This window comes from Sphingomonas tagetis (genome assembly GCF_024211275.1).
GTDB classification, from domain to species: Bacteria; Pseudomonadota; Alphaproteobacteria; order Sphingomonadales; family Sphingomonadaceae; genus Sphingomonas; species Sphingomonas tagetis.
Window position 1 is genome coordinate 220942 of record NZ_JAMLDX010000005.1, and the last position, 12726, is coordinate 233667.

The window sequence follows — 12726 nt, forward strand, 5'->3', positions numbered from 1 at the left end:
AGGACCCTCATGCCCTATATCATCGAAACCTGGGACAAGCCGGATCACCAGAGCGTCCGTGCCGGTGCGCGTGCCGCGCATCTCGATTTCCTGGCGGCGCACGCCGCACGGCTGCTGGCCTGCGGCGCGAAGCTGCACGATGACGGCACCGATCGCGGCGGCGGCCTCTATGTGCTCGATACCGAGGATCGCAGCGAGGCCGAGCGCTTCATCGCGGCCGACCCGTTCAGCGCAGCCGACCTGTTCGAGCGCGTGACCATCACGCGCTGGCGCAAGGCCTATGTCGACGGAAAATGCTTCCTGCCGGGCGCTGGCGGCAGCGCGCAATGAGAACCAAGATCTACGACAGTCCGGCCGCGGCGCTGGCGGACGTGCTGTTCGACGGCATGACGATCATGTCAGGCGGCTTCGGCCTGTCGGGTAATCCCGAGAGCCTGATCCCCGAAATCCGCGCGGCGGGCATCAAGGACCTGACCGTCATCTCGAACAACGCCGGGGCGGACGGATTTGGCCTGTGGATGCTGCTGGAGAGCCGGCAGGTGAAGAAGATGGTCTCGTCCTATGTCGGCGATAACAAGCTGTTCGAACAGCAGTACCTCTCGGGCGAGTTGGAGCTGGAGCTGAATCCGCAAGGCACGCTGGCCGAGCGCATCCGTGCGGGCGGCGCGGGCATCCCGGCCTTTTACACGAAGACCGGCGTCGGCACCGTCGTCGCCGAGGGCAAGCCGGTCGAGAATTTCGAAGGCGAGGACTATGTCCGCGAGACCTGGCTGCGCGCCGACCTTGCCATCGTCAAGGCATGGAAGGCCGACCCCGAGGGCAATCTCGTGTTCCGCAAGACGGCCCGCAACTTCAACCCCAACATGGCGACCGCGGGCAAGCTGACCGTGGTTGAGGTCGAGGAGATCGTCGAGGCGGGGGCGTTCGACCCCGATGCCGTTCATACGCCCGGCATCTATGTCGACCGGATTGTCGTCTCGACCATCAACGAGAAGCGCATCGAGAAGCTGACGACCCGGCCGAGGGAGGGCGGCTGATGCCCTGGAATCGCGATGAAATGGCGGCGCGCGCGGCCCGCGAGCTGCAGGATGGCTTCTACGTCAATCTCGGCATCGGCATTCCCACGCTGGTCGCCAACCACATCCCGGCCGGGCTCAAGGTCACGCTGCAGAGCGAGAACGGCATGCTCGGCATGGGTCCGTTCCCCTATGAGAGCGAGGCCGACGCGGATCTCGTCAATGCCGGCAAGCAGACGATCACCGCGACGCCGACCTCCAGCTTCTTCTCGTCGGCGGACAGCTTCGCGATGATCCGCGGCGGACATATCGACATGGCGGTGCTGGGCGCGATGCAGGTTTCGGCCAATGGCGACCTCGCCAATTGGACGATCCCCGGCAAGATGATGAAGGGCATGGGCGGCGCGATGGATCTGGTCGCCGGGGTGAAGCGCGTGGTGGTGGTGATGGACCATGTCGCGAAGGATGGCAGCCCCAAGATCGTGGAGGCCTGCAGCTTGCCGCTCACCGGCAAGGCAGTGGTCGATCTGATCGTCACTGACCTTGCCGTGATCGCGGTCGACCGCAAGGCCGGGGGGCTGACGCTGGTCGAGACCGCACCCGGGATCGGCGCAGCGGAGATCGCCAGCAAGACCGGCGCGCCGCTTGCGCTCGGTCCCGGATTAGCGGCCGCCTGATGCCATTCCTCCAGGTCGAAGGCGCATCGCTTTACTGGAAACTCGACGGACGCGGCGATGCGCCCGCGTTGGTCCTGCTCAATTCCATCGGCACCGACATGGATTTGTGGGACGCCATGCTGCCCGATTTGCGCCAGCGCTTTGCCGTGCTGCGCATCGACGCACGCGGCCATGGCGCGTCCGCGGCTTCACCGGGCGATCTTTCGCTGGCGGCGCTGGCGGGCGACGTGCTCGCCGTGGCCGACGCCGCTGGCCTTGGCCGCTTCTCGCTCGCGGGCGTGTCGCTCGGCGGCATGATCGGCATGGAACTGGCGCTGCGCGCGCCCGATCGGCTGGAACGGCTGGCGTTGATTTGCACCTCGGCGACGATGGACAGCGCTGCCTGGCGCGACCGCGCCGCCACGGTCCGGCGGGAGGGCATGGCAGCGATCGCAGACCTCGCCATGACCCGCTTCCTGTCGGATGCGGCCGAGCCTGCGCTCGCCGAAACGGTGCGGCGCCAGCTCGTGGCGATGGATGCTCAGGGCTATGCGGGCTGCGCCGCCGCGATCCGCGACATGGACCTGGCCGATCGCATCGCCGGCATCATCTGTCCAACGCTGGTCGTCACCGGCACGCGAGATGTTTCCACTCCGTTCGCCGGTCATGGCGATTACCTTCTCGCGCGGATTCCCCGAGCCGCGCACGTCGCGATCGAAGCCGCACATCTTGCGCCGCTCGAAGCGCCGCAAGCGCTGGCCGAGGTGCTGTTTGCCTTTCTGAAAAGCTGAGAACGTCGGCCGCGACGCTCGCGTGCGAGCCTCAGTTTGCCTTGGTCGCGGCCGGCCCGATCCAACTGCCGAGCGTGGGCTGCTGATACGGTCCGAGCGCTTCCAGCGCGAGCCGGTCGTCGCGCGCGGGATCGCTGACGAGCCGGCTGTCATAGTCCAGGAGCATCGTCTGCCGTGCCTGCGGCGTGTACGGCTTCCACTCGGGCAGTCCCGGCGCGGCCGGCTTGCCGGTGCGCGCGAACGTCGCCCAGGCGGTGCTGACCGTCTTGCCGAGCCGGAAGAAGCGCGGATCCGGCCGGGGGCCGCTCAGGCCGGGCGCACGATCGACATTGTTGAACACGAACGGCACGTCGACGACGTGCGCGGCGCGGAAGCGTCCGCTGGGCTCGCCCCAGGTGAACAGATACATGAAGACGGGTGCGGCCTTCTGCGCGGCTTTGCGGTCGGCCTGGCGGATCGCGTTCGCGTGAAACGAAGCGTCGGTCTTGATCGCGAAGTAGATGTCGGCCGGCGATGCGCCCGGGCGGCGCGAGCGGTAGGAGGCGATCAGCTTTTCGACCTTCTCGTCCGAGACGCGCAGCATGCCCAGTTCACGGCGCAACCCCGCTTCGTCGAGAGTCAGCGCCGCGGCGTTGCCTTTGAAAGAACCGGAACTCCACAGCTCCAGCCGGTTCTCGTCGCGGGTCGTGCCGACCAGCAGCGGTATGTTGGCGGAGAAGGATGGCGCGGCGGGATCGAACGGTTGGTGCGGAAGCGTTTGTCCGTCCACCACCGGCTTGAAATCATGGCCGGCACGCCCTGCTTCCACAAACGCCTTCAGGATCGCTTCGGGCGGTATTTCACCCAGGCGTCCGACCTGCGTCGGAGCGAGGTCGAGCAAGCGGAATATCTCGCGTGTCGCGGCGGCGGCGCGATCCGCGGTTTGCGTCCGGATCATCGAGCCGCTCTGTGCGATCGCCTTGTGGAACAGCCCTTGCGCGGCCGGCATCGCCATCAGCGCGCTGACCTTCGCGCCGCCGCCGGATTGGCCGAAGATGGTGACGTTGCCGGGATCGCCGCCGAACTGCGCGATATTGTCGCGCACCCATTGCAGCGCCAGCACGATGTCCAGCATGCCGGCGTTGCCGCTGCCGGCATAGGCCGGGCCGCCGATCTCGGTGAGCGAGAGGAAGCCGAAGATGTTCAGCCGGTGGTTGAAATGAACGACGACGACATCCTGCTCGCGCGCGAGGCGTTCGCCATCATGCCAGTCGGCCTCGCCCAGACCGACGGCGAAATAGCCGCCATGACACCAGAACATCACCGGCCGCTTGCGGTTGTCCGAGGTCGACGGGGTCCACACGTTGAGGACGAGGCAATCCTCGCTCATCGGATGGAAGCCGTGCTGGTTGCCGACGATGAAGTTTCGCGCGGGATCGTTGGCTTCCGCGCGCGCTTCCGGCGTGTCGGGCGGCGCGAGCTGCATCGTCATCGGGCCATAGGCCAATGCATCGCGCACCCCGGTCCAGGGAGCCGGCTTGCGCGGCGGCAGGAAGCGGTTGGCGCCGCCGGTGGGGGCCCCATAGGGGATGCCCTTGAAAACCGAAACGCCGCGCGAGCGCGCGCCGCGGATCTTGCCGGCGGTCGTCTCCACGATCGGCGGATTGCTCGTGCCGGCGAGCGCGCCCGGCGCGGCGAGCGCCAGTCCGCCGAGCGCCAGCCCCTGCAAGGCGGCACGGCGCGAAGACCCGGTTCCAGCGGTCATATGGCAATTCCTTGAATAAGACGTCCCCGGGCAGCCGCCTCGCTGCCCGGGGACGGGGGAGCTTACCGATCAGAACTTGAAGCTGACCGTCGCGCCATAGGTACGTGGCGGCGCATAGGAGGCCAGTGCGCCATTGGCATTGAGGAAGGTGGACAGGATCACCGCCTCGTTGGTCAGGTTGGTCCCCCAGACCGACACGGTCAGGCCCGGCAGGCTGGACGGCGACAGCGACGCGCGCAGGCCGAGCGTCGCATAGGCCGGCTGGTAGAACACGTTGCCGACGTCGAAATAGATTCGTTCCGACGCATAGCCATTGGCCGTCAGCGAGAACTCACCGATCGGCAGGTCCTTGGTATAGGTTGCCGACACGTTGAGCGTCGCCTTTGGCGCGCGCGGCGCCTGCTTGCCGTTGGCCGACATGATCGGCGTCGAGATCAGGCCGAGTCCGCCCGGCGCGGGCAAGTTCCAGACCGCGTTGGGATAGTCGGAGAAGGACGCGTCCAGCAGCGAGACGCCGGCCTGGATGCGCAGCTCGGGCGTGATCCGCGCGTCGACATCGACTTCGGCACCATACATCGTCGTCGTCGCGGCATTCGACAGCCGGCCCAGCGGCGTCGTCGGGTTGGGCGGGCAGGGTGCCGTGACGCAGACATTGCTGAACGACAGGATCTGGATGTCGGACAGCTGGTAGGCATAAAGCGCCCCGTTGATACGCAGCCACGGGGTCGGCGCGGCTTTCAGGCCGACCTCGAATGCCCTGATCTTTTCCGGATTGACCGCGATGGGAAGCGGGCAGCTGCCGGGGGTCGCCGTATTCGCCGCGGCGCATTGGGCGGGGGTCCGGCCGAACGGGATATCGAAGTTGTTGAAGTTGCCGCTGCGGAAGCCGGTGCTGTAAGTGAAGTAGACGTTGGCGTCGGGCGAAAGCTCGTACCGCACCGCCGCCTTGTAGGTCATGCTCGAGAAGTTCTTGCTGGCATATTCATATTGCGTGACCGCGTCCGCGGCGGTCGCGCCGACCGCCCAGGCACCGAACACGCCGCGCCGTTCATGGCTGTAACGCAGACCGCCGACGATGCTCAGCGAATCGGTCAGCTCGAACGTCGCCTCGCCGAACGCCGCGAAGGCGCGGGCGGTCTGGCCGCCATAGGCCGTCACCGCGGAACTGGCCTGCGGCGTGCTGGTGACGATCTGGCTCGGATTGCCGCCGGACCGGTTGCGGTAATAATTTCCGCCCACCACGAACGAGAATCCGCCGAACTTGCTCGATGCGAAATCGAACTCGACCTGTTCGGCGGCATCCTGCCCGCTGATCGTGTAATTCACCCCGGTAAAGGGCGCCGGATAGGCGAAAGCGGTCGCCGTGGTCCGGCTCAGGACGTTGTCGTTTTTGCGGACCGCGCCGAGCAGGGTGATTTCGCCCAGCGACGTTTCCTGAGAGATTTCGATGCTCGCCATCTTTGACCGCGAAAGAAGCGGGATCGGCAGGTTCGAGGCGACGTCGTAACGCCGCGTCGGCACGATCGCGCCCGGGATGCCCTTGCCGACGGTCAGCCCCAGCATCGGGGCATATTGGATCGCCGACGGATCCGATTGCTGGTTGATCAGACCGGTGATCAGGATCCGGGTCGTCTCGGTCGGCGTGGCGAGGATCTTCGCGCGCACCGTGTAATTGTGGACGCCGATCAGCGGGACGTTCGGCGTCAGGTTGTTGTAATAGCTGTCGGCGGTCTCACGATAGCCGCTGACGCTCACCGCGAGCTTGTCGGCGATGATCGGCGCGGTCAGGAAGCCCTTCAGCGTGACCGAATTGAAGCGGGCATAGGATGCGCTCAACTCGCCGCTCACCGATTGCATGTCCGGCTCACGCGTGAAGATCTGGATCGCGCCGCCGGTCGCGTTACGCCCGAACAGCGTCCCCTGCGGTCCCTTGAGAACCGCGATGCTGCTGATGTCGGGCAGGTTCTGGACCGAGCCGGCTGCACCGCCCAGATAGACATTGTCGACATAGGTCGCGACGTTCGGCTCGACACCGCCGGTGGTGGTGAGGGTCGAAACGCCGCGAATGGCCGGCAGGAAGACCGCGCCCACGCGATCCATCTTCAGGCCCGGGACCACGGCGGTCAGGTCGGTGATGTTCCTGACGCCCGAATTGGCGATGTCGTCCGCGCTCAGCGCGGTGATGCTGATCGGCACGTCACGGATGTTTTCCTCGCGCTTCTGCGCGGTGACGACGATTTCTCCCAGTCCCTCATCCGCTTCGGCAGCCGCCGGGCTGGCCGCAGCCGGCGCGGCACCTGCGGTATCCTGCGCGAAGCCTGCGGAGGCGTGCATTAACGCCATCGCGCTCACGCCAATCATCGCCAGACGCGATTTTCCTGAAGTGCTCTTCATGGTCATCCCCTCTCGTCCATTTATTTTCTTCTAGAAGATCAAATGTTTGTGCGCATCACCAGGTCGAAGCAGGACGGCCGCCGGGAAGAAAGCATCAGGACGCAATCCTGATCCGTTTTCGCGGGCGAGCGTTTGCTACTCCTCCGGAACATGAGACTGCCCGGGACGGGAAGTCCTCCAGTCCATCTAAGAAAAAAACTCAACTTGGCAGAGAGGGGTAAGTACACATCGCTCCCATTGTCGACTGGGTGGAAACACAATGTATCTCAAACAGCATGTTGTGAGTAGATTGCTTCGGAAATACAACAAATGTGGCAATTGTTCTGAAGAGGATGCTTGTCGAGGTGCGGCGTCTCACAGTCGCGGTTGCTGATAAATCAAACTTTTCATGAAATTTATGCCTAATATCAAGAGGCGGCGATGTTGGCAGTTACGCGCGACAGCGCGGCACGTCGCCAGCGATTTCAGACGGACCTGAAGGAAGGTAAAATGGTCACAGCACGCAATCCGAACGAGCAGGTCGTGCTCGATTTCTTCGCTGGCCTGAACAATGGCGACCTCGATGTCGTGCGGGCCCAGCTCGCGCCCGATATCAAATGGAGGCCGATGGTCACGGGCGTCGCCGGCTATGACGCCGAAACCATTTTCACCGACCTGCTGGCCTATCTTCGCGGCATTTTCGCACCGGGTGATCCGCAGCAGGCGGTCGGGCTGGTCGTCTCGACCGGCGACACCGTCGTCGTCGAAACACGTTGCACCGGCGCGGTGCCGTCGAAGGACAACGGGGTTTACGAGAACGACTATTGCTGGGTGCTCGAGATGCACGACGGCAAGATCAGGACGATCCGCGAGTATCTCGACATCGACAAGATCCGCGCCTTCTTCGCGTGAAATCCCCCAAACAAGCTGAACGACAGGAGATGATGATGGGACGGGTAAGTGGCAAGGTGGCGCTCGTGACGGGCGCCGCCTCCGGTCTCGGCCGTGCGACGGCGAAGCGGCTTGCCGCCGAAGGCGCGCAGGTGATGATCGCAGATATCAACGAGACGCGCTTGGCGGAAGCCCGCGACGAGATCGCCCAGCCGGGCGGCCAAGCCATGCTGCACGTCCTCGACGTCACGAGCGAGGAGGCCTGGGAGCGTGCGGTCGCCGAGACCGTCGCGGCGTTCGGCAAGCTCGACATTCTGGTAAATTGTGCCGGTGTCCTTTCGATCGCGGATATCGAAAGCGAGACGTTCGAGAAATGGTCGTGGCAGCATCGCGTCAATCTCGACGGTGTGTTCCTGGGCATGAAGCATGGCTTCAAGGCGATGCGGCAGGGCGGGACTGGCGGCTCGATCATCAACTTCTCGTCGGTGCTGGGAATCCTCAGCCTGTCCAACATCGCCGCCTATTCCTCGGCGAAAGGCGGCGTGCGTGCGATCACCAAGTCGGCCGCGCTGCACGGCGGGCCGCTCGGCATCCGCGTGAATTCGATCCATCCGGGACATGTGCGGACGGAGATGGTGATCGACGGTGTCAGCGCAGCCGATTATCCCGACGAGGTTTGGCAGAAACTCGCCGAGCAATATCCGATCGGCCGGGTCGGAGAGCCAGGCGACATCGCGGATGCCGTGCTCTTCCTGGCTTCCGACGAATCCAGCTTCGTCACCGGCCTCGAGATGGTCGTGGACGGCGGCTACAGCATTCAATAGCCGCCGCCGCCCGTGCGGCGCGCTGGAAAGCCGGGGCGGTATTTCAGAACAATTTGTCGACCTCACGGAAACGCAATGTGTCAATAACAGCGAATTGTCAGCAGATAGGCACGGCCATACAGTAGCCAAAATAGAATTCGCTGGAGGATGGATGCGCGAAAAGGCTGGCAGACGGACGGCGCGATTCAGCGTCGGCGAGCAGCGACGCGGCGGAGCGGGCAGGTGACCGCGCAACGCCGCGACGAGCCGCTGTCGGCCGCCTCGCCGAAGCCGCTATTCGCGGTCGAGGTGACCCGGGACGTCCGTATTCCGACACCGCTTCCCGACGTCACGCTCGCCGCCACGCTCATACGGCCGGTCGGCGCCGGACGCGTACCGGCGCTCGTCACCATCTATCCCTATGTGAAGGATGCCGGCGCCGGCATCCAGAACGAAGCTGAAATGCGGTGGTTTGCCGCGCGCGGCTATGCGTGCCTGCTGGTGGACATTCGCGGCACGGGTGCTTCGGATGGGGCGCAGCGGGCGACCATCGATCCAACCGAGGCCGATGACGGCGTCGCCGCGATCGACTGGGCCGCCGCCCAGCCCTGGTGCACCGGTGACGTCGGCATGTGGGGCATGTCCTACGGCGCCGGCCTGACGCTGCGGACCGCGGCGCGCAATCCGCCGCATCTCAAGGCGATCCTCGCCATCGAGGGGCGGGTCGATGTCGAGCGCGACTTCGTCCACCCGCAGGGCAATGCCGGATGTCTGGGGTCGGTGATGTGGGGCGGCTTCATGCTCTACCTGCAATTGCTGCCGCCGTTCGAGGATTATGGCTCACCCGCCCAGACAGCGCGGTGGCTGCGCCGACGCGATGAGATGGAGCCGTGGTTGATGGACTTCGTCCGTCACCAGCCGGGCGACCCGGCATGGCGCGCGCCTTCGCTCGATCCCGCGCAGATCAGCGTTCCGGCATTCTGCGTCGCGGGATTGCGCGACCTGTTCCGCGATCCGACAGTGCGGGCCTATGAGGCGATCGGCGGCCCCAAGAAGCTGCTGTTCGGCCCGTGGGCGCATTCGTTGCCGCATATGTCGCCGTTCGGCGCGATCGATTTCCGCGCTCTGGCGCTCGAATGGTGGGATCACTGGCTGCGGGGCGAAGACAATGGCGCGATGACGTCGCCGCCGGTGACGCTCTGCTTTTCCGGGGGCTCGCCCGACTGGCGGCAATTCGACTCCTGGCCGCCGCCTGCGGAGCGTATTCGGTTCGAAGCCGACGCTGCCGGGGTGCTCGTGAAAGCGTCGGGCGAGCGGGTCATCGCCATTCCGTTCCGCACATCGCCGGTCACCGGGGCGCTCAGCGGTCTGTACGAACTGCCGACCAACAGCTTCAGGCCGCCGCTCGACCAGCATGAGGATGACCTGCTGGGAACGGTGTTCGAAACCGGGGCTCATGCGGAGGACATGCTGATTGGCGGCAAGCCATCGTTGACGGTGCGCTGGGCGGACGAGGCAGCTCCCGAGCGGCTGGTGGTCCATCTGACCGATGTCGATTCCGAAGGAGGTTCCAGGCTGATTGCCAAGGGGGTGCTGCGTGATCCCGCGCCGGGATCGAGGCAGGTCATCAGCCTGGGCGCAGTCGGTTACCGGCTCGCCGCCGGGCACCGGCTGCGCATCGTGCTGTCCAGCTCCGATTTCCCGCGCCTGTGGCCGCTCGCAAAATCAGCGCAACAAGCAGTGATCGCCGGGCTGACGCTTGAGCTTCCAGTGGTCTCGCAGGACGCGGGCGTCGCCACTGCGTTCGCGGCGCCTGCCTATGACGATGCGGTTTCACCGCCGTTCGTGCAGTCGGTGGAGCCGATCTGGACGATCCAGCGCGACCTGGCCGCGGACGGTGTCGAGGTTACCGTCGGGGGACGCATGGCAGCATTGACGCCTAACCGCGAGCATCGGTTCGAGATGAATCAAATGACGACGGCGCGTGTTGTGCGCGGTGATCCGGCCGCTGCATCCGTTCACGGTCGCTATTCCGGTTCGATGCAGATGCAGACTGGCGAGGTCGTCAAGGTGGAGGTCACCGTCCGCGCCACTGCGACGTCCGTCGAAGCCGACGGCAAGATCGATATCGACGGCAAATCCGTCTTTTCGCGCCAATGGTCCGAAACCGTAGCGGTACAGGGGAAGGGCAGTTGAGCAAGTCATCTGACATCCATGCAACGCCCGTCGCCCGCCCGCCCGCTGGTGCCTGGCTTGCGGTCGGAACGATCACCTTCATCACCATCGTGAGTTTCATCGACCGGCAAGCGTTCATCATTCTCGCGCCGGCAATGAAGCGAGATCTGGGCCTGCTCGACACGCAGCTCGGCATCCTCATGGGCGCGGCATTCTCGTTCACCTACGCGCTGTCGGCATTCCCGATCGCGCGCTGGGCCGATCGCGGCAACCGCCGCAACATCCTGGTCATTTGTCTCATGGTCTGGAGCGCCATGACCATGTTGACGAGCCTCGCTCAGCAGTTCTGGCACTTGCTCGTCACCCGGATGGGCGTGGCCGCCGCCGAGGGCGGGGGGCCGCCCGTCTCGCAATCGATGATCTGCGACTTCATGCCCTTGCGCTACCGCGCGCCGGCCTTCTCGGTCTTTGGTCTGGGGTCGATCATCGGCGCCTCGATCGGCGCGTTTGCAGCCGGCATGCTGGCCGAAACGATCGGGTGGCGGATGACATTCCTTGTGCTGGGCGCACCCGGTCTTGCGGTGGGTCTTGTCATGCGCCTGGCGTTGCGTGAACCGGCCCGGGGGCAATTCGACATTATCGACGAGACGTCGGACGTCGCCCCGTTCCTCGTTCAACTCAAGACGCTCTGGGCTCGCACGACGTTCCGCCGTTCGATGTACTACATGTTCCTGACGCAGGTCATCTTCGTCGGCATGGCCGCGTGGTGGCCCTCGGTGTTCGAACGCGTGCATGGCCTGAGCCTGTCGATGGTCGGCATTTACACGATCCTGGCGCTGATCGGGCCGGCGCTGGGCTTCGTCGCGGGTGCGGCGGTGGCGCATCGTCTTGCCGATTCCGGCGTCAGGGCGCCGATCCTGATTTCCGCCGTTGGGGCGATCTTCCTGCTCCCCGTTCTGGTGGGCACGGTACTTTCGACTTCCTCACTGGTGGCGGTCGCTCTGCTGTCGGTCGGCGGCTTCATGGCCACATTTCCCAACGGCGCGGTCATGGCCACGTATCAAAGCGTGCTGGACCCGCGCGCCAGAGCCACGGGGGCCGCGATCATGGGCCTGTTCGCGGCGCTTGGGGGCGGGGTCGGGCCGGTGGTCATCGGCGTGATCAGCGACACATTTGGACAGATGGGTTCGGGGCCGGCGTTGCGTGTCGCCATGCTCGTGCCGGCGGCGGCAACGCCGCTGCTCGCGATCCTGCTCTTCGGCATCGCACGCAGCCTGGCGCGCGATCTCGAACCCAAGTCATGATTGGACTGGCGGGTGGAGCCTGCCCGACTGTCAGTAAGTCGTGAGTGAATCTTAAAAATACGGGGTGGAAATGCCGAAACCAGCTGTTGAGGCCTTGTTGGCGCATTTGCGGAGCAAGAGTGGCGGTCCAACGCCTGATCTGCCCACGCTTCGCACACAGTTCGATACGTTCGCCGAAGGGCAGCCGTTGCCCGACGGGGTGCGATTCGAGACGGCAATGCTCGGCGGGATTCCGGCAGAGCGCGTCACTGCCGCGGCGACCGATGCGCCGGGCGCGGTGCTGTTCTTCCATGGCGGCGGTTATATGTTCGGCTCGGCGATGGGGTATCGGGCGGTCACCGCCAACCTGGCCGCCGCTGCCGGGACGCAGGTAATCGCGGTCGACTATAGGCTCGCGCCCGAGCATCCGTTTCCCGCCGCGGTCGAGGATACGACCGCCGCCTACCGCGCGCTGCTGGAGAGCGGCGCGCCGGCCTCGCAGATCGGGTTCGCCGGGGATTCGGCGGGCGGCGGGCTGGTCATCGCGACCATGCTGAGCGCGCGCGATGCCGGGCTGCCGATGCCCGCGGCCGGATACGGGATCTCCCCCTGGCTCGATCTGGCCTGCGAAGGCGGGAGCTTCACCGAACTGGCGGGGGTCGATCCGATCATGACGGCCGAGGGGGCGCTGGGGTGCGCTGCCGCCTATCTTCAGGGCGGCGACGCGAGTCATTCCCTGGCGTCGCCGCTGACGGCCGATTTTACCGGATTGCCGCCGCTGATGCTGCAGGTCGGCTCGACCGAGATGTTTCTCGACGACAGCACCCGTGCGGCCCGCAAGGCCGCGCTCGCCGGGGTGCATGTCGAGATGCAGGTGTGGCCCGACATGCCGCACGTCTGGCACCTCTGGCCATCGCACGTGCCGGAGGCCCTTGCCGCGCTGACCGCGGGCGGCAGGTTCCTGCGCGAACGCATGACCACTGGCGCTTCGTAA

At 65.5% G+C, this 12726-nt stretch carries 11 protein-coding genes; 9 read left to right on the forward strand and 2 right to left on the reverse strand.

From position 1 onward, the window contains the following. Positions 1-9: 9 nt before the first annotated feature. Genes M9978_RS09135 through pcaD form a run of 4 tightly spaced genes read left to right on the forward strand, consistent with a single transcriptional unit; the run spans position 10 to position 2463 of the window. The gene (locus tag M9978_RS09135) at positions 10-330 is read left to right on the forward strand and encodes a YciI family protein (RefSeq protein WP_254292710.1); all 321 of its coding nucleotides are present in this window, start codon (positions 10-12) and stop codon (positions 328-330) included. Next, a complete protein-coding gene (locus M9978_RS09140) occupies positions 327-1037 on the forward strand; it encodes a CoA transferase subunit A (protein ID WP_254292711.1) in 711 nt (236 codons plus the stop codon). The genes M9978_RS09135 and M9978_RS09140 overlap by 4 nt, the downstream gene beginning before the upstream one ends. Then, positions 1037-1693, forward strand: a complete 657-nt coding sequence (locus M9978_RS09145; RefSeq protein WP_254292712.1) for a 3-oxoacid CoA-transferase subunit B — start codon at positions 1037-1039, stop codon at positions 1691-1693. Before M9978_RS09140 ends, M9978_RS09145 begins: the two co-directional genes overlap by 1 nt. Next, entirely contained in the window at positions 1693-2463 is a 771-nt protein-coding gene (pcaD, locus tag M9978_RS09150) for a 3-oxoadipate enol-lactonase (protein WP_254292713.1), read from the forward strand. Before M9978_RS09145 ends, pcaD begins: the two co-directional genes overlap by 1 nt. 31 nt (positions 2464-2494) lie before the next feature. On the opposite strand, the gene M9978_RS09155 is transcribed toward pcaD, so the two are convergent. Further along, entirely contained in the window at positions 2495-4207 is a 1713-nt protein-coding gene (locus tag M9978_RS09155; protein WP_254292714.1) for a carboxylesterase/lipase family protein, read from the reverse strand. A 69-nt stretch (positions 4208-4276) separates the two neighbouring features. Next, complete coding sequence (locus M9978_RS09160; protein ID WP_254292715.1) at positions 4277-6601, reverse strand: TonB-dependent receptor; 2325 nt, start codon at positions 6599-6601, stop codon at positions 4277-4279. Positions 6602-7090: 489 nt separating this feature from the next. On the opposite strand from M9978_RS09160, the gene M9978_RS09165 reads away from it, so the two are divergent. From M9978_RS09165 to M9978_RS09185, 5 genes are all read left to right on the forward strand, one after another. After that, positions 7091-7492: a nuclear transport factor 2 family protein gene (locus M9978_RS09165; protein WP_254292716.1), complete on the forward strand. Its 402-nt coding sequence runs from the start codon at positions 7091-7093 to the stop codon at positions 7490-7492. Between the two features lie 35 nt (positions 7493-7527). After that, positions 7528-8295, forward strand: coding sequence for an SDR family NAD(P)-dependent oxidoreductase (locus tag M9978_RS09170; RefSeq protein WP_254292717.1), 768 nt, complete (start codon positions 7528-7530; stop codon positions 8293-8295). A 222-nt stretch (positions 8296-8517) separates the two neighbouring features. After that, complete coding sequence (locus M9978_RS09175) at positions 8518-10470, forward strand: CocE/NonD family hydrolase (protein ID WP_254292718.1); 1953 nt, start codon at positions 8518-8520, stop codon at positions 10468-10470. Continuing rightward, positions 10431-11753 (forward strand): MFS transporter, encoded by a 1323-nt coding sequence (locus tag M9978_RS09180; protein WP_302053887.1) that lies wholly within the window; start codon positions 10431-10433, stop codon positions 11751-11753. Before M9978_RS09175 ends, M9978_RS09180 begins: the two co-directional genes overlap by 40 nt. A 106-nt stretch (positions 11754-11859) precedes the next feature. Then, the gene (locus M9978_RS09185) at positions 11860-12726 is read left to right on the forward strand and encodes an alpha/beta hydrolase (RefSeq protein ID WP_254292720.1); all 867 of its coding nucleotides are present in this window, start codon (positions 11860-11862) and stop codon (positions 12724-12726) included.